Origin of the sequence: Rhizobium cerradonense (assembly GCF_030182455.1) — a bacterium.
Classification (GTDB): Bacteria; Pseudomonadota; Alphaproteobacteria; order Rhizobiales; family Rhizobiaceae; genus Rhizobium.
The window spans coordinates 388,242-408,684 of the sequence record NZ_JAQJCK010000007.1 but is presented as its reverse complement, the minus strand read 5'-3'; the positions used below and the strand labels follow the sequence as shown (position 1 = coordinate 408,684).

The window sequence follows — 20,443 nt, the reverse complement described above, 5'->3', positions numbered from 1 at the left end:
GAGAAGCGGTGTGCTGTTCCGTTGACCGGCGCCAGGGGAAACTGACCCATGGTACCCGCGGATAAGCTCGTCCTGCCGTTCCTGGCGCTGCCGCGCTCGACCAAACGCGCCCTGGCGCTGATTGTCGATGCCAGCCTCTGCGTTCTGACCGTCTGGTTCGCCTATTGTCTCCGCTTGGATGACTGGGTCATTCTCGAAGGCGTGGAGTGGCTGCCCGCGATCGTTTCGCTCCTCGTTGCCATCCCGATCTTCATCGTCCTTGGCCTCTATCGCGCCATCTTCCGCTATGCCGGCATGTCGGCCTTCATGACCGTCGTCAAGGCGGTGGCGATCTATGCGCTCGCCTTCATGACCATTTTTACCGCGATCAGTGTGCCCGGCGTACCCCGCACGGTCGGCATCCTGCAGCCACTGCTGCTTCTGATCGCCATCGGCTTGTCGCGCATGTGGACGCGCTATTGGCTCGGGAACGCCTATCAGCGGCTGTTGAACCGCAATCAACTGGCCAAGGTGCTGATCTACGGCGCCGGCTCTTCCGGCCGGCAGCTCGCCGGTGCACTCGCCAACAGCGCCGAACTGAATGTCGTCGGCTATCTCGACGACGACAAGCATCTGCATGGCAGCATCATGGGCGGCCTGCCCATTTATGATCCGGCCGACCTGTCTGCCTTGAGCGTCTCGAGCGAGATCAGCGACGTGCTGCTGGCGCTGCCGAACGCGACGCGCCAGCGCCGCAACGAAATTCTCGAAAGCATGCGCAAGGCGCGCGTCACCGTGCGCACCATGCCTGATCTGACGGCTCTCGCCCAAGGACGCGTCGCGGTCTCAGACCTGCGCGAACTTGATATCGAAGACCTGCTCGGCCGCAACGTGATCGCGCCCGATCGCACGCTGATCGAGAAAAATATCCGCAGCAAAGTGGTGATGGTCACCGGCGCCGGGGGCTCGATCGGCAGCGAACTCTGCCGTCAGATCCTGAAGAACCGCCCCTCCTGCCTGCTGCTGGTGGAGCAGAATGAATTCGGGCTCTACGCCATTCACGGCGAGCTGGAGAAATCAGCGGCGACGGCTGGCTATGATGATATCCGCATCATTCCATTCCTGGCGTCCATCCGCGATGGCCGACGGCTCAGACAGATCATGGAGGCTTGGCGGCCGAAAACCGTCTATCACGCCGCCGCCTACAAGCATGTGCCGCTCGTCGAATACAATCCCGTCGAAGGCATACGCAACAACGTGCTGGGAACGCTGACGACAGCCGAAGTGGCGCGCGACTGCGGCGTCGAGGATTTCGTCCTGATCAGCACCGACAAGGCCGTGCGTCCGACCAACATCATGGGCGCCAGCAAGCGGTTGGCGGAGATGGTGCTGCAGGCCATGGACGCGGACCGCAAGCCCGGCGTGGGGGGCACGAATTTCGCCATGGTCCGTTTCGGCAACGTGCTGGGTTCATCGGGTTCGGTCGTGCCGCTCTTCCGCCAGCAGATCCGCGATGGCGGTCCGATCACGCTGACGCATCCGGATATCACCCGCTATTTCATGACGATCCCCGAGGCATCGCAGCTCGTCATCCAGGCCGGCGCCATGTCCGGCGGCGGCGACGTCTTCCTGCTCGACATGGGCGAACCGGTGCGCATTGCCGATCTTGCCCGCCGCATGGTGGAATTGTCCGGCCTGACCGTCAGGGACCAGGATGAGCCGGAGGGCGACATCGAGCTGGAGATCACCGGCCTGAGGCCGGGCGAGAAACTCTATGAAGAGCTGCTGATCGGCGACAATCCGCAGGCGACGACCCATCCGCGCATCATGCGGGCCAAGGAAGATTTCCTGCCTTGGTCGGAGCTGTCAAAGAGGCTTGCGGCCCTTGAGGCAGCGCTGGATGAAAACGACATCCCGCAGGCAAGAACCCTGCTGCAGAAGCTGGTCTCCGGCTACGCGCCGAGTGGCGAAGTGGTGGACCTCGTTTTCCGCGAGCGCGAGATGGATCTGACCATCGGTCAGCCGGATTTCGGCAGCGTCGCGGGGCTGTAATTTTGAGGCATTCCGGCAAAAGCCGAGCCGCCTTACCGTTCGCCGCCGCCCCCGACAATCGATTGAGGCTTGGCCTTCACGGTATAGGCCCAACGGCGGATCTGGTCGCAGAAGCGGAACCAATGCGCTGTTGCGCGCAATAGAAAATGCCGCTTCACCGCGCGGTAGTGGACGCGCTTGCCGATCGTCGTTTCGGCGCGGAATGGACTGAAATCCGCGACGTTTTCAAGGGTGGCGAAAGTTTCGACCCCTGTCGACCAGCCACGCTCGAGCGCGACATCGTAAGGCAGAAGCATCGGCTTCAGCGCGACCAGCAGCTTCTTCGCGGCTTGCCGGTTGACGATGTAGCATGCCGCCGATCCCTGCGGTCCGTGCATGCAGCGGCCGACAATGTCGCACTCGGCGGTTTCGGATATCGGCTTGAAGCCGACCAGACGATGATTGACGAGCTTCACCAGGCGTGCGCCGCAAACGCTGTCCATGGCGGCGAGCGCACGGGGTATCAATCTATGGTTGAGCTCAACATCATCCTCCATGATGATCGCCATCTTCTCGCCGCTTGCGACAAATTGCTGCAGGGCAAGCAGATGGCTGCGGTAGCAACCATATTCGCCGGCCAGCAATTTACGCCCGTTGTGATAGATGAATTGCCGCGGCTGGAAATCGACGCGGTCGCGTTCCGGAATCGTCTTACCGTCGATAGCGGGAATTCGAGTGACATTTAGCCCGTATTGGGCGGCCTGTCCGCGCAATCTTTCCCAGCGTTCGGGCGAACGGTCGAGGTTGATGACGTAAATGCGAACTTGCGAGGCCGGATTATCGGCGCTGGGTACTTCCGCACATGCGATGATCCGATTGGTCCGCTCCAGAATCACCTTTACTCCCAAAAATAGAAATCCCGACCAAGATAAACTAAAGCGACAGCCCCATTTATATATAACAGGCTTCTCACTTTTCGCAAATTCAGATTGCACGCTTATAGTGTATGCTCAAGTAAAAGCGTTTTCGCTGACGTAATTTGCTGTGAACGAATGTGCGGTTGCAGACATGCCGGTTTCCGAGGTCATTTTCATGCGTCATCTGTTGGCGCTGCATGGGCATCATTATATCTGAGACAGACGGCGTATTGTCATGCGCCTGCATGCCGGAAGGATCCTGAAATCCATGTGGAGCAGACCGAAAATCGTCATTGCCGCGTTACTTCTCGCCGGCCTCGTGCCCGTGCCTGCCTTTGCCGACAATCCGCTGCTCCCCAAGCCCTATGTCCGCCCGATCTATCCCTATAAGGACCTTCCGGGAGTGACGGAACCGAAGATGGCTGCTGACGAAAAATTCGAGTGCCGCACGACCACGGTGCGCATACGCGGATTCCACGAGGGCGTCTTCTATCACAACATGCCGCGTCTCGGTTATATCTGCGAACAAAACGGCGTCATCTCCGAAGGCACCGGCAAGCCGAACTATCAGTATTGGCAATATAACGGCCCCAACAGATAGGCTCGGCCATCCCGCAAAAGTAATCGGCAAGAGATCGATATCCGATGCGCTCCGCTCCAAAGCGGTAGCGGGTTGCTGAACGCTGATCTGAAAATGAATTTCATCATTTCGAGTATTTTCCCGAAGCGCGTTGACGAATGGGAAAATTTCGCTCAAGCTGACGAAAATAAATTACGCAGCGGGAACGTTACCAGTATGCGAGTGGGGATCATTGGACTCGGATTCCGTCTGGGATATCTGGGGTATGTTTTCAAAGCGATCGATGACAGCTTCGAGATCGCGGGCTATGTGGATCCCGAGCCGGCGGGCCTTCAGGGCCTGACCGAAAACGGCATTTCGGCCGGCAAGGCCTATGCCTCCCCGCAGGAGCTGATCGCCAGTGAAAAGCTCGACCTGCTGATGATTGGTTCGCCGAACCACATGCATCTCGATCATATTCGCCTCGGGCTTGAGGCAGGTCTCAAGATTTTCTGCGAAAAGCCGATCGTCACGAGCATTAGGGACAGTATCGAGCTTGCCCGCCTGATGGCAAAATTCGGCCATGAGCGGCTAATGGTCGGCCTCGTCCTGCGCTATTCGCCGATGTATCGCGATCTGCTCGTCGCGCAGGCCGAAGGAAAGCTCGGTCGCATCGTTTCCATCGAGGCGGCCGAGCATATCGAACCCTACCACGGCGCCTTCTTCATGCGCGACTGGCGCCGCTACGAACATTATTCCGGCAGCTTCATGCTGGAGAAATGCTGCCATGACCTCGATCTCTATAATGGCGTTGTCGGCGCGCGACCGGAGCGGGTCGCAAGCTTTGGCGGGCGCAAGAGCTTCATTCCGGAAAACGACCCGGCAAGGGAGGGCATCAACGATCTCGAGCTTTTCCATCGCAAGCCGAGCGGCTGGATGGGATCGGACAAGGTTTTCGACAGCGATGGCGACATCATCGATTACCAGGTGGCGATCGTCGAATATGCCAACGGCGTCGGCATGAACTTCCACACCAATCTGAACGTGCCGGACCAGTTCCGTCGCTTCGCCATCATGGGCTCGCGCGGCATGGCGGAAGGCGATTTCATTCGCGGCTATTTCAACGTCCACGAGATGCTCACCGGCAACAAGGTGATCGAGAAGACCTATGCGACGCGCACGGTGCTTTCGCAGCACTACGGCGCTGACGAGCAGATGGCGGCCGATATCATCTCGCATGTCAGATCGGGGCAGCATCTGCCGGTCTCGACATTGAATGCGCTCGAAGCGGGCATTCTTGCCTTGTCGATGGACGAGGCTCGCAGGAAGAGAGCCGTCGTCGATCTCCGCCCGATCTGGGACGAGTTCGACGAAGCGCTGCACTCGCGGGCCGCATAGAGGGAGGCGCAAGATGGGTGTTCAACGCAGCACAGTCATCTTCGCCTGGCTCCTGCTTCTTCCGGCCGTTCTCTACGTCGTCGTCATCGTCGCCTATCCGCTGGTCGACACCGTCATCCTGTCCTTCACCGACGCCTCGCTGAAGAAGCTGACAAACTGGGTCGGCTTCGAAAATTATGCGAAGATTTTCAACGAAACATTTGCCTCGGTGATTGTCCGCACCTTCATCTGGACGTTCTTTTCCGTGTCGATCAAGATGATCATCGGCACCTTCGGGGCGATGATGCTGAATTCGGCGGTTCCAGGCCGCTCGCTTTTTCGGGTACTGACCATGCCTCCCTGGATCGTGCCGATGGCGATCGGCATCTTCATGTGGGGCTGGATGTATAATGGCCAGTTCGGCATGATTTCCGGCCTGCTGCAGCGCTTTGGTCTCGTCGATGGCCCGGTTGCCTTTTTGGCCTTTGGCAGCACGGCCTTCTGGGCGACGATTATAACGGACGTCTGGATCGGCGTGCCGATGGTGACGCTTTATATGCTGGCTGCCATGCAGTCGATTCCGCAGGATCTCTACGAGGCCGCCTGGACGGATGGTGCCGGGCGGTCCTACCGCTTTCGCCGCATCACGCTGCCGCTCCTGGTGCCCTCGCTGGTCACGATGTCGATGCTGTCGCTGATTTCGACGTTCAACTCCTTCGACATCATCTGGATCTTGACCCGCGGCGGTCCGAATGGCGAGACGACGACGATGATCATCGATACCTATCGTACGGCGATCGGCTCCTACAAATATGGTGAGGGGGCGGCCCGTGCGGTGCTGATCTGCATCTTCCTGTCGCTCTTCTGCCTCGCTTACTTCCGCCTGACCAGCCGCTTTGCCACGGGGGACAAGCGATGAACCACCCTTCGATGATCAATCGCTACAGATGGTATGAACTTATCGGCATCTATGCCGGTATTCTGCTGTTCCTTACCTTTGTACTAGCGCCCTTCATCGAAGGGTTTCTGGTTTCGCTGAAGCCGCTCAGCCAGCTTTTCTCGTCACCCTACCGTTTCATTCCCGAAAACGGTTCGTTCGCCGCCTATCGGACCATGTGGACCAGTGTGCCGGGCTTCGGCTGGTACATCTTCAACTCGTTCCTGATTTCCGGCACGATTACCATCATCGTGCTGATCCTGGTGGTGCCGGCTGCCTATGCCTTCGCGCGTTTCGAGTTCAGGGGCTCCGGACTGCTGCTCGGCGCCTTTCTCGCCGTCAAGATGTTCTCCGGTGCGGTCCTGCTGATTCCGCTGTTCCGGCTCATGCGTTCCTTCGGCGTGCTCAACACCTATTTCGCCATGATCGTGCCGGGCGTCGCCTTCATCATCCCAACCGGGATCTGGCTGCTGCACACCTATATGAAGCGCATCCCCCGGGAGCTTGACGAGGCCGCTTATGTCGATGGCGCAAGCCAACTCTACACGCTGCGCCGCGTCATCCTGCCGATCGCGATGCCGGGCATCGTCGTGGTGGCGATTTCCTCCTTCATCGAAGCCTATGCGCAGCAGTTCATCTATGCGCTCACATTCAATTCAAAGACCGAATACATGCCGTTGCCGGTTGGGCTGTTCGCTTATTTCGGCCGGCAAGAGGTTGTCTGGAATGAACTCATGGCTGCAAGCTTCGTCGGCATCGCGCCGGCGCTGGTCGTGATCTTCTTCCTGCAGCGCTATCTCGTCAGCGGTCTGACCGCCGGCGCGGTGAAGCAATAAATCGTCCAAAATCACTAGAGAAGGGGAGCTTAAACGTGACATTCCATTTCAAAACAGGGCTGTTGGCCCTTGCTTTGCTCGGCTCCACTGCGCTTGGGGCCGTGAATGCTCAAGCCGCCGACAAGGAAATTAGCTGGATCTATTGCGGCGACAGCATCGATCCGATCCATGTGAAATATATCAAGCAGTGGGAAGACAAGAATCCCGGCTGGGCGGTCAAGCCGGAAGTCGTCGGCTGGGAGCAGTGCCAGGATAAGGCGACGACGCTCGCCGCAGCCGGTACCCCGGTCGCCATGGCTTATGTCGGCTCGCGCACCCTCAAACAGTTCGCGGAGAACGATCTGATCGTTCCGATCCCGATGACGGACGAGGAGAAGAAGAGCTACTATCCGAATATCGTTGATACCGTCACCTCCGACGGTCAGCAGTGGGGTGTTCCGATCGCCTTCTCGACCAAGGCGCTCTATTGGAACAAGGACCTCTTCAAGCAAGCGGGTCTCGATCCGGAAAAGCCGCCGACCACCTGGGCCGAGGAAATTGCCGATGCCAAGGCGATCAAGGAGAAGACCGGTATCCCCGGCTATGGATTGTCGGCCAAGACGTTCGACAACACCATGCACCAGTTCCTGCACTGGGTTTACACCAACAACGGCAAGGTGATCGACGGCGACAAGATCGTCCTCGACAGCCCGGAAGTGCTGGCCGCCCTTCAAGCCTATAAGGATATCACGCCTTATTCCGTCGAAGGACCGACCGCTTACGAACAGAACGAAGTGCGCGCCATCTTCCTGGACGGCAAAGTCGGCATGATCCAGGCGGGCTCGGGTGCTGCCTATCGCCTGAAGGAGACGAAGATCAACTGGGGCGTCGCACCGCTGCCGCTCGGTCCTTCAGCCAAGGGCCAAGGCACGCTGCTCATCACCGACAGCCTTGCGGTCTTCAAGGGCACCGGCGTCGAGGACAAGGCAATCGAATTCGCCAAGTTCATCACCTCTCCCGGTCCGCAGGGCGAATACGAACTGCAAGGCGGCGCCGGTCTGACGCCTCTGCGTCCTTCGCCCATGGTCGATGAGTTCGAAAAGAAGGATCCTTTCTGGAAGCCGTTCATCGACGGCATCGGCTATGGTGGTCCGGAACCGCTGTTCAAGGACTATAAGGGCTTTCAGAACGTCATGATCGAGATGGTCCAGTCCGTTGTGACCGGCAAGGCCCAGCCGGCGGATGCCTTGAAGAAGGCAGCCGGGGATCTCGAGCAATATAAATAGGCTTGCAAATCGCCGGGCCGCGCGCATCGCGCGCGGCCTTTTGAGCCCCGCCCGCCTGATGGCGGCGCCGCGCGGAGACAGAGTTTGGGAAAGCTTCACCTTAACCAGGTCAGGAAATTCTACGGCCACTTCGAAGTCATCAAAGGCGTCGAGCTTGACGTTATGGATGGCGAGTTCGTCGTTTTCGTCGGCCCCTCCGGTTGCGGCAAGTCGACCCTGCTTCGGATGATCGCCGGCCTCGACGGTGTCACGAGCGGCGACATCGTCATCGATGGCGCGCGCGTCAACGACCTGCCTCCGGTCAAGCGCGGCATCGCCATGGTCTTTCAGTCCTACGCCCTTTATCCGCATATGACGGTGTTCGAGAATATCGCCTTTCCCTTGCGCGTCGAGAAGATGGCGGAAGACAAGCTCAAGGCCAGGGTAGAGCACGCCGCCCGCATATTGCATCTCGATCAACGCCTGCAGCAAAAGCCGGGCATGCTGTCGGGCGGCCAGCGCCAGCGCGTCGCCATCGGCCGGGCGATCGTCCGTGAGCCGAAAATCTTCCTGTTCGACGAGCCGCTGTCGAACCTCGACGCGGCCCTGCGCGCCGATATGCGCATCGAACTTGCCAAGCTGCACCGTCAGTTGCAGGCAACGATGATCTATGTGACCCACGACCAGGTCGAAGCCATGACCATGGCCGACCGGATCGTCGTCCTGAACGCCGGCGAGATCGCGCAGACCGGCGAGCCGCTGGAGCTTTATCATAAGCCGGCAAATAAATTCGTCGCGAGTTTCATCGGTAACCCCAAGATGAATTTCCTGCCCGTGACCTGCAAGAGCGTCACCGAGGCAGGCGTCGAGGTGGAGTACAAAGGCCAGACGGCGCTGCTGCCGGTCGCCCCGCGAGACGGCGTCGTCGGTAAGGAGCTCACGCTTGGCATCAGGCCGGAGCATGTGCAGCTTGGCGGCGGCGATATATCCCTGACAGTCATGCCGACAGTGATCGAGCGGCTGGGGGCACAGACGGTCGCCTATGCGGCGCTGGAGCGTTACAGCGGCGAGAATTTTTGCGCCACGCTGCCGGGAAGCGTCGCCATCCGCACGGATGTGCCGCTGGTCACGGGCATCCGCCTGGCCGACTGCCATCTTTTCGATGAGAACGGCCTGGCTTTCGAGCGCAAGGTGGAGCTGACGGATATCGATATGGAGCTGTTGGGCACACCTTCTTCGTGAAAGCCCTTGGGGCCGCCTCGCACTTCGAGGCCCTGCCAAGTCCGCAAGCGCTCCCGTGTCAGTGCTCCCAGGATGAGGCCGAGCGGTCACCACGCATCAACGCAAAGACGATATATGCAGCCGCGAGGCGCGGAAGGTGAGCCCTCATGGTGAGGTGGCGCGCAGCGCCCTCGAACCACGAGAGCGGGTGGTTGGCACAATCAGCGGCGCCCTACCAGACCAGCCCGCGCGCCGCGACATCCTCGATGCGGGTCACGATGCCGTCGCGGTGAAACACCATGCGGTCGTAAAGGTTGGAGACGACGCAGGTGTGGTTGGGGATGATGCGGATCTTCTCGCCGATCGCCGGCTGAGGCCCGGTGCATTTCGAAAGATCGATCACCCCATGCTCTTCCGAAAGGTTTGTGATGACCGCTTCGGGGTAGCCGACCACGGTGCCGTAGTCCGAAAAGCCGAGGAGATCGGAGGTCAGCGCTTTGGAACCGGCGTCGATGACGGCGCGGTCTGGCGTTGGGCGCGAGACGACGGTCGCGAGGATATGCATGGCGCAATCGTCCTCGCTGCAATGGCCCGCCCGCACCATGGACCGATCGTTGTAGATATAGGTGCCCGCACGGTGCTCAGTGGCCGCCGTCACCAGATGCGCCTCGTAGAGGCTCGGCGAGCCGCCGCTGCTGACGATGGGGCATGCGATGCCATCACGCTTCAGGAGCGAGATGGCCTCGGCCAGAAAAGCCTGTATGGCGGCAGCGCTATTTGGCTTCGGATATGTCATCAGGCCGCCGAAGGTCAGGCCCGGCCTGCCGGCAATATGCCTTGCCAATGCCGCGGCCTCTTCCGGCGACTGCACGCCGCAGCGCCCGCCGCCGGTATCGCACTCCACCAGCACGGTGAGCGGTTTGCGCGTCGCGAAATGGGCTGACAGGCCGTCGACCGTAACCGTGCTGTCGGCGACGACTTTCAGCCCGGAAATGCGATCGTTGAGGTCAGAGAGGCGAGCGCGCTTTTCCGGACCGAGGATGTTGAAGGTGATGAGGATATCTTCGAAGCCGGCATGGGCGAACACCTCGGCCTCGGTGATCTTCTGGCAGTTGATCCCGTTGGCGCCTGCCGCCACCTGGGCGCTCGCCAGCGCGGGGATCTTGTGCGTCTTGATATGCGGCCGGAAGTTCAGCCCATGCGCATCCATATAGGATTGCACGCGGGCGATATTCGCCATCATGCGGTCTTCGTCGATGATCGGGCGTGGCGTCGAAAGATCGTCAATGCGGTCGCCTGGCCTGGGGCTGATGTCCGAGACGATATCCTGCGCCATATCAGGCAGCTCCCTCTTGTAACCCATGCGGGTCGGCAACCATCGGCCATATATCCTTGGGCGCGCGGCGATAGGGCGTGCGCGCCGGATTGTTCGGATAGGGCGTTCCGGCCGAACAGTAAAGGATTTCCGACGCGATCTTGGAGAAGGATGCGAAGAAGTGGTTGGTCGACTTGATCACCAGGATCTTCTTCTGCGTGGGATCGATGCCCATCACCGAGAAAAGGCTCGGATCGAAGCTTTGGGCGCGCGTCGAATTGAGGATGATGTCGATGCCTTCGAATTCAATATGCGCCGCATCGCCGAAGGGCGCCAGGCTTTCGCCGAAGCGCATTTCGGCATTGGCGACCAGACGCACGACCTTGACGACGCCGTCGATCGGATTGCCGGTGCCGGGCGCAGATTTCGCTCCGAAGCGCAGCGGAATTTCCGCACCTTCGCCGGCCGCCATGCAAATCTGCACCGCCATCGGGTCCCAGATCGTGCCGATCGCCGTGTCACAGGCGCCGCGGGTCAGCAATTCTTCGAGGATGACGGTCGCATCGCCCGCCGTGCCGCCGCCGGGATTGTCCCAGACATCGGCGATGACGACCGGACCCGAGCGTGCGGCCCCCGAACTGGCAGCCATGGCCTCGGTCACGGCCTGCTTTTCGTCGATCTGCGGCATCATGAAGGTGCCGCGCTTGGAAAAGAGCTCCAAGCCGAGGTCGCGGGCGAGGGCGGAGCCCTTATCCGGCTTATTATCTGTGACGACCAGCAGTTTCGTACCCATTTCCGGGACGTCGCCGGCCATAAAGCCGTGAATCACGGAGATGGACAGAATATCAGCATCGCTTTTCTCGAGCGCCATGATCTTGTCGACGAAGGAGCGCATCGGCTCGCGCGAGGTCGGAAAGACGTCGATCATACGGCAATCGAAGGCCGACATGACCGGCTGTACGCGGCCCCCCAGCGTATCGACGGCGATGCGCCAGAGGTCTTCGGCGCGATCGACGAAGTCCGTATGCGGGAATTCCTTGAAGTAGACGAAGAAATTTGCCGCTGCGAGACGCTTTTTCGTCAGATGGCTGTGTGGATCAAGTTCGGCGCAGACGAGAATGTCCGGCCCGACGATCTGACGGACCCGCGACAGGAAATCGCCCTCGGGATCCTCGTAGCCGGCGGCAACCATCGCGCCATGCAGGCCGAGCACGACGGCATTGACCGGCATGGCGGCGCGAAGCTGGTCGAGGATTTCGTCACGCAGGCCCTCGTAGGCCGTGCGATTCACAAGGCCGGCCGGGTCGGCCCAGGCGGCCGTGCCCTCGATCAGCTCCCAGCCCCTTTCCGCGGCCACTCGCCGGCCGACTGTGATCGGCGCCGAACAAAGCGTCGGCGTCTCCGGATGCTCGCCCGGCGGCGCATAGAGGGAAGCCTCGAAGGCGCGCCGATCGACGCAGATCGGAGAAAAAGTGTTCGTCTCGGTCGCGAGCACCGCGGTGAAAATGCGCAACGCCGTCGCCTCTATTCCATTGGATTCGGCAGGTAACCGGTAAAGCCGGAAATCTTCCAGCGGCCATTATGCAGACGGCAATAATAAAGCGTCTGCCATTTCAGCACATCGACGTCGCCATCGGCTTTCTTCAGGCTGCCATCGAATTTCTTGCGCACCAGCGCCATATCGCCTTCGATCTCGATGTCTTCCAGCGTAGTCGTCGTAAAGATGGCGGTGCGCGGGTCTTCCGCAAAGGATTGGCCGGCAAAATCGCGCGCTTGCCGCAACCATTCGTCGCGGTAGGCCGCAAGCGTCGGGAAGGTGAGGCGCCATTTGTCGGGACTGACTTCGCGGCGGCCGTCGATGCCGATGAAGCCGTCTTCGACGAAATCGTCCGCCACCTGCGACCAGTCGGCTGCGAGAAAGGCGTCGATATCGCGCGGCACCAGCATCTCCCAGATTGCGTGCCGGGCAGCGTCGTCGGCAGGGAAGGGATTTTTAAAGGGATCGCGCATTGTACCCGCCAATATTGAAATTCTTTTCATAAATTGCGATTTTCACTGGTCAAATTCTGCTTTCTATGGTCATTTGTCAACGTGTCACGAAAATAATTTGCAGGATTGAAAATGACCATCAAGCGTTATGGCGCTGTCCAGACGGGTGCGGGCGGCAAGCCGCTGCCTTTCGCGCGCGCTGTCGAAGCCAATGGCTGGCTCCATGTCTCCGGCCAGGTCGCCATGGAAGATGGTGAGATCATCGATGGCGGCATCGTCGCCCAGACCCATAAGGCGATCGGCAACCTCATCGCCATTCTCCATGAAGCCGGCTATGACCTCGAGCATGTCGTCCGCGTCGGCGTGTGGCTCGATGATCCCCGTGATTTCTGGAGCTTCAACAAGATCTACCAGGACTACTTCGGCGCGCATCCGCCGGCGCGCGCCTGCGTGCAGTCGTCGATGATGGTGGATTGCAAGGTGGAGATCGACTGCATCGCCTACAAGGCGCCGGAAGCGTGAGGTAGGAAGACTGTCAGGGGCTGCATGATCTTGGAAGGGCGCATAGCGGCTTTTGGATAGGATTGTGCATTAAAATGGGGGACGTCTGTGGATATTTTCACGACCATGCAGGAGGAAAGAGGGCGGTTGTCGCAGTCGGAAAACCGCATTGCCGACATCGTCCTCAACGATTTCGAATTTGCGGTCAACGCCTCCATTATCGAGCTTGCCGGCAAGGCGGATGTTTCGCCGCCGACCGTGACGCGCTTCTGCCGTCGGCTCGGCTGCGAGAGCTTTTCCGATTTCAAGGTGCAGCTTGCCCGCACCGCCTATGTCGGCATGCGCTACATCAAGCCGGAGCCGAAGAGCATCGCGCCGGCGGATGTCGCGCAGGACATCATCACCAAGGCGCAGAATGCGCTGTTCCTGCTGCATCGCGGGCTGGATATCCCCGCCATCGAGCAGGCCTCCAACAGGCTTGCCGGCGCCGAGATGATCTACGCCTTCGGCTCCGGCGGCAATTCCTCGATGATCGCCAGCGAGCTGCAGAACAGGCTGTTCCGCCTCGGCCTGCGCGTCACCGCCAGTTCCGATCACAGCATGCAGTTGATGATGGCCGCCGCCGCCAAGCCGACGGACGTGCTGATCGGTTCGTCGCTGTCGGGCCGCAATGCCGAGCTGGTGCGGGCCTTTATGCTCGCCCGCGAAGCCAAGGTGCCGACGATTGCGTTGACGCAGAGCCACAGTCCGGTGGCGCTTGCCGCTGACATCACCGTGCCGGTCGATTTGCCCGAGGGCAACAATATCTATCGCCCGACATCGACGCGCATCGCCTATCTCGCGGTCGTGGATATCCTCGCCAGCCTTGTCGCTTACCGCATCCAGCCGCAAGCGACGGTAACGCTGCGTCGCATCAAGCAACAGCTCGTCACTCATCGCGACGGCGACGACCGCCAGCTTCTCGGGGACTAAAGCGATTCTAATGCATGTCGCGCAAAAGTGTGCGGCGGTTTTGCGAAAACGACATGCAAAAACAAGGAGCTAAAGCGTGGGAGCGAATCTGAAAGATCGCGACGAGCTTTAGGAAAAGTGCGTGAGCCGCTTTCCGTCCGGAATTGCGAAAGAACAGAAACGCAGCAGGGGAGAGATGCATGACCCGATCCGTCGCCATCGTTACCGGAGCTGCCGGCGATATCGGCCGCGCCATTGCCCGGCGTCTCGCGGATGATCACGATATCGTCCTGCTGGTCGATATCGATGCCGCTGCCGTTCGAAAGGCTGCGGAAGAGCTGGGACCGGCGGAACGCTTCATCGCCCTGAAAACCGATGTCACCAGCGAGGCCGACCTTGCCGAAATGGCAAAGGCCGCCGCGGGACTGGGTATGGTCAAGACCCTGGTCAACAATGCGGGAGCGGCCCGCGCCGTCAGCCTGCATGATACGACGCCGGATATCTGGCGCGCCGACAATGCCCTTAATCTCGAAGCCGCCTTCCTCTGTTTCCGCGCCGTCGAGGATATGCTGAAGGCGTCAAAGGGATCGCTGGTCAACATCGCCTCGGTCAACGGCATGGCCGTCTTCGGCCATCCCGCCTATAGCGCCGCCAAGGCTGGTTTGTTGCATTTCACTCGGCTGGTCGCGGTCGAATACGGCAAGTTCGGCATCCGCGCCAATGCGGTCGCGCCGGGCACGGTGCGCACGCAGGCCTGGGAGGCGCGTGCGGCCGCCAATCCCAATGTCTTCGAAGAGGCCCGCCGCTGGTATCCGCTGCAGCGCGTCATCGATCCGGCCGATGTCGCCAATGCCGTTGCCTTTCTCGCCGGCCCGCTTGCCAGCGCCATCACCGGCGTCTGCCTGCCGGTCGATTGCGGCCTGACGGCGGGGCAGGCCGAGCTGGCGCATACATTTTCACAGTCCGATCATTATTGAACGCTTGTCGTTAAGGAGAGAATAGATATGCAGCCGGCTTCCTATCATCTCGAAAACACCTGGTCCCCCGATGGCGGACCGAACGGCCGCCTGACCTTTACGCTGATCAATCTCTCGGATGCGCCGCTCACCGGTTTCCGCCTCGTCTATACCTCGCTGACGCGCGTCATCGATCCCAAGGCTTGCGACAATGCCGTCTTCCTGCGCCGCAACGCCAATTTCCATGAATTCGCCCCGCCTGCCGGCCTCTCCCTGGCATCGGGCGAAAGCTGGACCTTCAGCGTCAGCGGCCTGAACCGGACAGCGAAACATTGCACCGATGGCGCCAAATCCGCCTATCTGACACTGTCCGACGGCAGCCATGTGCCGGTGTCCGTCACCGATCTCCTGCTTGAAGGTCGCGTCAGCGAGCCGCCGCCGGTGCTGCTGCCGGAAGGCAAGCTCGATCTTCCCTTCGCCATCCAGCCTTGGCCAGCGGCGATCGATGCCAAGCCGGGCGAAAGCTTTCCGGTCGTGCTCTATCCCGTCAAGGGAACCGATGCTGCCAGCCTGAAGGCAGTTGCGACGTCGCTGGCGCTCTTCCAGCGCCTGTTTCCGGCCAATCACGCGCCATTCAGCCTCATAGCCGCGCCGCAGGGCAGGCCCTTGCGCTTCGTCGAGCGGCCGGCTCTCGCCAAGGAAGCTTATCAGCTCACTTTCTCGGCCGAAGAGATCACGCTTGCCTATGGCACTGAGGCCGGGCGTCTCTATGGTTTGACGACCTTGGCGCAGCTTCTGGACGGCGCGCGGCGCGAACCCGGCAAATTCCGCTTTCCGGCCGCCGGCACGATCTCCGACCAGCCGCGTTACGGCTGGCGCGGCTGCCATCTCGATGTCTCCCGGCAATTCCACCCGAAGGAGAATGTGAAGCGGCTGATCGATATCCTCGCCTGGCTGAAGCTCAACATCTTCCATTGGCATTTGACCGACGACGAGGCCTGGCGGCTGGAGATCAAGGCCTATCCGCAGCTAACCTCGACTGGCGTGCTGCGCGGCCCGGACGAACCTCTGCTGCCGCAGCTTGGAAACGGCGCTGAGCCGGTGGACGGCTCCTATTCGCAGGGAGATGTCAGGGAGATCGTCGCTCATGCTCTGGCGCTCGGCGTCGAGGTCGTGCCGGAAATCGATATTCCCGGCCACAGCACAGCCGCCCTCGTCGCCCTGCCGGATCTGGCCGACGGGCAGGAAGCGCCGGAGAGCTATCATTCCGTCCAGGGCTATCCCAACAATGCCCTCAACCCGGCCGTGGAGCCGACCTATGAGTTCCTCGGGAAAGTGTTCGATGAAATGGTCGAGCTGTTTCCCTCCGAATATATCCACATCGGCGGCGACGAAGTGGCCAACGGTTCCTGGCTCGCCTCGCCGCTCGCCCGCAAACTGATGGAGCAGGAAGGCATATCCGGCACGTTCGCGCTGCAATCCTATTTCCTGAAGCGGGTGAAGACGATGCTGACGGCGCGCGGCCGCAAGCTAGCCGGCTGGAACGAAGTCGCCCATGGCGGCGGCGTCGGCACGGAAGGCACGCTGCTGATGGCCTGGGAGAAACCGGAGGTCGGCATCGAGCTTGCGCGCGAAGGCTATGATGTGGTGATGACCCCCGGCCAGGCCTATTACCTCGACATGGTGCAGGCGGAAGCCTGGCAGGAGCCGGGCGCGAGTTGGGCCGGCACCGTACCCCCAGCGCATACCTACGCCTATGAGGCGGAAGGCGAGTTCCCCGAGGAATTGAAGGACCGGATAAAGGGCGTGCAGGCCTGCATCTGGCTCGAAAATTTCCTCTCCCGCGCCTATTTCAACCGCCTCGTCTTCCCCCGGCTGCCGGCCATCGCCGAAGCCGCCTGGACGCCGAAGGCGGGCAAGAATTGGGAGCGCTTCGCCGCGATCGTGCGGCTCAGTCCGGCCCTATAGGCAGATGTCCAGGGTCGTGATTGCCGCAGCCGTGATTGCCTGCATTGCCGGCAGCGCATGGCTATGTCACGAAACTGATAGAATAGATGCAGGATAATGTGGTTCCTTTCGATAGCGACGTCTGTCACCTAGAAGAGGAAACCCCATGAAGAAGATCATTTTGCTCGTGGCATTGGCGCTATCCGCCTCAAGCGCAATGGCAATGTCCCGCTATGACTCCCATCGCATGACCTGTTCGGCTCTTCACGACAAGATTGCCCGAGAGGGCGAAATCGTCCTGCGATACCCCTCGCACAGCGTCAACAATCTGATGATGTACGATCGCTACGTCTCAAACTCGGCGGCCTGCATTAACCGTGGTGCCATGTCGAGCGCCTCAGTGCCAACCTCGGACAATCCGAGCTGCAAGGTTCAGCGCTGTGTCTCGACGACGGGGAAGGGGCATAATCGCAAGTGAGCGATGTAAGCCGACTCTATTCAATGTCGGGTTCGATCTGAAAAGCTGCAGAGAAGGAGATCTCGGGACCTCTGCTTCCGGGAAGATCTGCGGTTTGATTTTGGCGGCGATCAAATCAGATTGGTATCCAGAATTATGGATATTAGCCCTCATTCTCAGCAACAATGGTTATTGAGTAATGTTAGATAGTAGAGCGGCCCACAGTACCCTTTGCAAATGGAGCATAACGGGTCCAATCTTCGAATCGCGCATATAGATCAAATGTGCATTTCTTGGAACTCAACGAACTTTCAGGCCCTCTACTTATGTTCAAAGACAATACTGTTTTTGTGATTGGTGCTGGTGCTAGCGACGAATTTAATTTGCCGGTCGGCTGGAAATTGATGAACACCATCAAGCAAAACTCAAAGTTCCGTTTTGACTACGGGCTTAAGGAGGGTGTCAAAGAAATCCACGATGCAATCGTCAGGCGGTATGAGAACCGCAACGATGAAATCAATGCCCGTTTTGAGGCATGCGCAGAGATTTACCGGGCGATTGACTCCGCCGGCTCGATTGACTCATTCATCGACCGAAACAATCACGTGCCACATATTGCCGAAGTGGGAAAGCTTCAGATTGCCTATGCTATTGCAAAAGCGGAAGGTGCTTCGAAGCTCGCGGTTAACCGAGATAGGAACAGGCAGGATCTAAACTGGGAAGCTCTAGATAACGCGTGGATTGCGACTTTCGCTCGGGCGCTATTCGACGGCGTTCGCACAACCGACGTCGACAACATTGGTAGCAATATTACCATTATCTGTTTCAACTACGACAGATGCATTGAATTTTATCTTATCGCGGCCATTGAACGGAGTTTTTATAAAGTTTCCCGCGAGCAGGCGTACAAGATTGTTAGTAACATGCGGATCATACATCCGTATGGGACGTTGGGAAGGCTCCCTCAGGGCTTGTTGGACCGGGACTACATACCCTACGGCCCCGATCTCGATCGATTGGATCTTTGGAGAGTAAGCGAGTCGCTCGTTACGTGGTCTGAGTCGATTCGTGATTCACAACAAGTGGATGCGATTAAGACTGCCATCGCCCAAGCGAGAGCTATTGTATTCTTGGGTTTTGCTTTCGCCAATCAAAACATGCGGTTACTTGAGGCTAACATCCCCGAAGGCAAATCCTACTATACCAAGGTCTACTCCACCGGATACGGCGTGCCGACTCAGGTGGAAGGGGCTCTCAAGGAAAAGATCACAAAGCTATACAGCGCGAGAATGGACGAGTTCATGGCACGATACATTCAGATCGAACACGGGCAGAAGTGCGCTGACTTCATAAACACTCATTTGATCAACCTGATGCAGTAGAACCCGACTTGGTGCTTCAATAAAGTTTAGAGCCAGATTTCTCACAGGTATTCACGGAGCAGCCGTGGCGAGATTACCCACATGGAGAGATGGGCGTCGGAAGAACCTTCGAAGCCACCGCGCGGCCCAAGCCCCAAGCGCATTGCCGCAGGCCTTTGTCACAAGGCACAAAACGCGCAAACTTTCACGAAATCTAACTCTTTGATCTTGGCAGTGATCAAAAGGAAATGGTGCCCAGAAGAGGACTCGAACCTCCACGCCTCGCGGCACAGGTACCTGAAACCTGCGCGTCTACCAATTCCGCCATCTGGGCGACGGACACGCATGTAAGGGGGTGGCTGTCCGGTGTCAACAGGGTTTTTGAAGTTTTCGTGGCAATCTTGAAAAAAGCGGTTGAAGCCCGGGTTAACCCCGGGCTGCCGCCCAGGCGCGGATGAGGCCAAGTCCCTGTTCCAGCAAGGCCTTTGCCTCGTTTTCATCGGCCGCTTCGACATAGCAGCGCATCTCCGGCGCATTGCCGGAGGGGCGGAAATGGATGATTCGGCCGTCGGCCAGCGTCACCCGCAGCCCGTCTATATCGCTCTTTGACGCGACGCCGGCGACCGGCGCCAGGAAGGCGGCGAGATTGGCGTCGGAGGCGCGCAGATGAGCCATCAGCGCCCCGCTGGTTTCGACCGGGAAATTCTCCAGCCGGTCGGCGGCGGCAAAGGGCAGGCGGTAGTTGGCGGCAACGGCCGACAGCGATTGTTTTGCCCGCGCGGCGGCGTAGAGCGTCGCCAGGATCGGCAGGAAGCTGTCGCGGGTCGGCAGGGCGCGGATCGGCTGTCCCTCGATGATGAAGCGGCTTGCCGTCAGCGTGCCGCCATTGGCCTCGAAGCCCATGACATTGGCCTTGCCGGCCGCTAAGGCCTCATCCATGCCGGCGATGACATAGGGCGAGCCGACGCGGGTGCGGGTAACGGCGTAGGAGCCGGCGGCCTCGATGCCGGAATTGGAGGTGACCGGCGTCACCACGACCTCCGCGCCGAGGAAATTCGCGGCAATCAGGCCGAGCAGGTCGCCGCGCAGCGGCTCGCCGGTTTCATCGGAGACAAGCGGCCGGTCGCCGTCGCCGTCGGCGGAGACGATCGCATCCAGCCCATGCTCCGGCGCCCAGCCCTTCAGCAGGCGGATGGTTTCGGCCGAGACCGCTTCGGTATCGACCGGAATGAAGCTTTCGGAGCGGCCGAGCGGCACGACGCGCGCGCCGTAATGCACCAGCACTAGGCCGAGCAGATCGCGCGCCACGGTGCTGTGCTGATAGACGCCGATGGTGAGGCCGGCGAGGCTGTCGGCGGGCAGCAGGGCGATATTGCGCTCGAAGAACAACGCCTCGGTCTCCGCCGTCCGGTCGTCGCAAGTGCCGGGCCTCTCATCGAGGTCGACGTCGCCGATCGCGGCGGCCTCAGTGCTGATCGCCAGCTCGTCCTGCTTGTCGATCTCGCCGTCGGGGCGGTAGAATTTGATGCCGTTGCGATCGGCCGGAATATGCGAGCCGGTGATCATCAGCGACGCGGCCTTGAGCTCCAGCCCGTAAAGCGCCAGCGCCGGGGTCGGCACCGTGCCGCAATCGACCGGCGTCAGGCCGGCGCGTTTCAGCGCGCCGATGCAGGTGGCCGAGATCGCCGGGCTGGACTCGCGAAAATCGCGGCCGACCAGGATGAGATCGCCGGGCTGCGCATGGCCGCTCTTCAACAGGTGGCGGGCATAGGCCGTGGCGTAGAGGGCAGACGCCCGTCCCATGAGATCGACGGACAGGCCGCGAAGGCCGCTGGTTCCAAATTTCAAGCTGCTCACGTGCAATC

General features: G+C 60.0%; 18 protein-coding genes and 1 tRNA gene. 13 read left to right on the top strand and 6 right to left on the bottom strand.

The features are described 5' to 3' along the window. The first annotated feature begins 48 nt into the window (after positions 1-48). A complete protein-coding gene (locus PH547_RS18755; RefSeq protein WP_285169048.1) occupies positions 49-2,031 on the top strand; it encodes a polysaccharide biosynthesis protein in 1,983 nt (660 codons plus the stop codon). A gap of 32 nt (positions 2,032-2,063) precedes the next feature. Here the strand turns inward: PH547_RS18755 and PH547_RS18750 are convergent, their stop codons facing one another. Next, a complete protein-coding gene (locus PH547_RS18750) occupies positions 2,064-2,906 on the bottom strand; it encodes a glycosyltransferase family 25 protein (protein ID WP_104821668.1) in 843 nt (280 codons plus the stop codon). 289 nt (positions 2,907-3,195) lie between these two features. Here PH547_RS18750 and PH547_RS18745 point away from each other — a divergent pair, with 289 nt between their 5' ends. The 6 genes from PH547_RS18745 to PH547_RS18720 all read left to right on the top strand — a co-directional run bounded on the left by PH547_RS18745 (position 3,196) and on the right by PH547_RS18720 (position 9,122). Continuing rightward, the gene (locus PH547_RS18745; RefSeq protein ID WP_285169047.1) at positions 3,196-3,528 is read left to right on the top strand and encodes a hypothetical protein; all 333 of its coding nucleotides are present in this window, start codon (positions 3,196-3,198) and stop codon (positions 3,526-3,528) included. A gap of 195 nt (positions 3,529-3,723) precedes the next feature. Beyond that, a complete protein-coding gene (locus PH547_RS18740; RefSeq protein ID WP_104824949.1) occupies positions 3,724-4,884 on the top strand; it encodes a Gfo/Idh/MocA family protein in 1,161 nt (386 codons plus the stop codon). A 13-nt stretch (positions 4,885-4,897) separates the two neighbouring features. Then, a complete protein-coding gene (locus PH547_RS18735; protein ID WP_104821669.1) occupies positions 4,898-5,782 on the top strand; it encodes a carbohydrate ABC transporter permease in 885 nt (294 codons plus the stop codon). Further along, positions 5,779-6,636, top strand: coding sequence for a carbohydrate ABC transporter permease (locus tag PH547_RS18730; RefSeq protein ID WP_104821670.1), 858 nt, complete (start codon positions 5,779-5,781; stop codon positions 6,634-6,636). The genes PH547_RS18735 and PH547_RS18730 overlap by 4 nt, the downstream gene beginning before the upstream one ends. A gap of 35 nt (positions 6,637-6,671) precedes the next feature. Further along, a complete protein-coding gene (locus tag PH547_RS18725) occupies positions 6,672-7,901 on the top strand; it encodes an ABC transporter substrate-binding protein (protein ID WP_104821671.1) in 1,230 nt (409 codons plus the stop codon). Positions 7,902-7,985: 84 nt separating this feature from the next. Further along, entirely contained in the window at positions 7,986-9,122 is a 1,137-nt protein-coding gene (locus tag PH547_RS18720; protein WP_104821672.1) for an ABC transporter ATP-binding protein, read from the top strand. 211 nt (positions 9,123-9,333) lie between these two features. On the opposite strand, the gene PH547_RS18715 is transcribed toward PH547_RS18720, so the two are convergent. Genes PH547_RS18715 through PH547_RS18705 form a run of 3 tightly spaced genes read right to left on the bottom strand, consistent with a single transcriptional unit; the run spans position 9,334 to position 12,426 of the window. Further along, the gene (locus PH547_RS18715) at positions 9,334-10,437 is read right to left on the bottom strand and encodes a D-TA family PLP-dependent enzyme (RefSeq protein WP_104821673.1); all 1,104 of its coding nucleotides are present in this window, start codon (positions 10,435-10,437) and stop codon (positions 9,334-9,336) included. A gap of 1 nt (position 10,438) precedes the next feature. After that, positions 10,439-11,929, bottom strand: coding sequence for a M81 family metallopeptidase (locus PH547_RS18710; protein ID WP_104821674.1), 1,491 nt, complete (start codon positions 11,927-11,929; stop codon positions 10,439-10,441). Between the two features lie 11 nt (positions 11,930-11,940). Continuing rightward, entirely contained in the window at positions 11,941-12,426 is a 486-nt protein-coding gene (locus PH547_RS18705; RefSeq protein WP_104821675.1) for a hypothetical protein, read from the bottom strand. A 111-nt stretch (positions 12,427-12,537) separates the two neighbouring features. Between PH547_RS18705 and PH547_RS18700 the strand changes: the two genes are divergently transcribed. The 6 genes from PH547_RS18700 to PH547_RS18675 all read left to right on the top strand — a co-directional run bounded on the left by PH547_RS18700 (position 12,538) and on the right by PH547_RS18675 (position 18,599). After that, a complete protein-coding gene (locus PH547_RS18700) occupies positions 12,538-12,927 on the top strand; it encodes a RidA family protein (RefSeq protein WP_104821676.1) in 390 nt (129 codons plus the stop codon). 87 nt (positions 12,928-13,014) lie between these two features. Then, positions 13,015-13,878 carry a MurR/RpiR family transcriptional regulator gene (locus PH547_RS18695; protein ID WP_104821677.1) on the top strand — a complete coding sequence of 288 codons (864 nt, stop codon included), beginning with the start codon at positions 13,015-13,017 and terminating at the stop codon, positions 13,876-13,878. 179 nt (positions 13,879-14,057) lie between these two features. Then, complete coding sequence (locus PH547_RS18690) at positions 14,058-14,834, top strand: SDR family oxidoreductase (protein WP_285169046.1); 777 nt, start codon at positions 14,058-14,060, stop codon at positions 14,832-14,834. Between the two features lie 27 nt (positions 14,835-14,861). Then, positions 14,862-16,781: a beta-N-acetylhexosaminidase gene (locus PH547_RS18685; RefSeq protein ID WP_104821679.1), complete on the top strand. Its 1,920-nt coding sequence runs from the start codon at positions 14,862-14,864 to the stop codon at positions 16,779-16,781. A gap of 145 nt (positions 16,782-16,926) precedes the next feature. Next, complete coding sequence (locus PH547_RS18680) at positions 16,927-17,238, top strand: hypothetical protein (RefSeq protein ID WP_104821680.1); 312 nt, start codon at positions 16,927-16,929, stop codon at positions 17,236-17,238. 272 nt (positions 17,239-17,510) lie between these two features. Then, a complete protein-coding gene (locus PH547_RS18675) occupies positions 17,511-18,599 on the top strand; it encodes a hypothetical protein (RefSeq protein WP_260303277.1) in 1,089 nt (362 codons plus the stop codon). Positions 18,600-18,827: 228 nt separating this feature from the next. On the opposite strand, the gene PH547_RS18670 is transcribed toward PH547_RS18675, so the two are convergent. Next, positions 18,828-18,912, bottom strand: a tRNA-Leu gene (locus tag PH547_RS18670). Between the two features lie 92 nt (positions 18,913-19,004). Then, entirely contained in the window at positions 19,005-20,426 is a 1,422-nt protein-coding gene (locus tag PH547_RS18665) for a phosphomannomutase (RefSeq protein ID WP_285169106.1), read from the bottom strand. Positions 20,427-20,443 lie beyond the last annotated feature (17 nt).

Excerpts from the sequence above, each read along its gene's own strand:
- PH547_RS18740 (WP_104824949.1), top strand. The coding sequence starts at position 3,724 with ATGCGAGTGGGGATCATTGGACTCGGATTCCGTCTGGGATATCTGGGG.
- PH547_RS18685 (WP_104821679.1), top strand. The coding sequence starts at position 14,862 with ATGCAGCCGGCTTCCTATCATCTCGAAAACACCTGGTCCCCCGATGGC.
- PH547_RS18705 (WP_104821675.1), bottom strand. The coding sequence starts at position 12,426 with ATGCGCGATCCCTTTAAAAATCCCTTCCCTGCCGACGACGCTGCCCGG.
- PH547_RS18700 (WP_104821676.1), top strand. The coding sequence starts at position 12,538 with ATGACCATCAAGCGTTATGGCGCTGTCCAGACGGGTGCGGGCGGCAAG.
- PH547_RS18690 (WP_285169046.1), top strand. The coding sequence starts at position 14,058 with ATGACCCGATCCGTCGCCATCGTTACCGGAGCTGCCGGCGATATCGGC.
- PH547_RS18755 (WP_285169048.1), top strand. The coding sequence starts at position 49 with ATGGTACCCGCGGATAAGCTCGTCCTGCCGTTCCTGGCGCTGCCGCGC.
- PH547_RS18730 (WP_104821670.1), top strand. The coding sequence starts at position 5,779 with ATGAACCACCCTTCGATGATCAATCGCTACAGATGGTATGAACTTATC.
- PH547_RS18680 (WP_104821680.1), top strand. The coding sequence starts at position 16,927 with ATGAAGAAGATCATTTTGCTCGTGGCATTGGCGCTATCCGCCTCAAGC.
- PH547_RS18715 (WP_104821673.1), bottom strand. The coding sequence starts at position 10,437 with ATGGCGCAGGATATCGTCTCGGACATCAGCCCCAGGCCAGGCGACCGC.
- PH547_RS18735 (WP_104821669.1), top strand. The coding sequence starts at position 4,898 with ATGGGTGTTCAACGCAGCACAGTCATCTTCGCCTGGCTCCTGCTTCTT.
- PH547_RS18745 (WP_285169047.1), top strand. The coding sequence starts at position 3,196 with ATGTGGAGCAGACCGAAAATCGTCATTGCCGCGTTACTTCTCGCCGGC.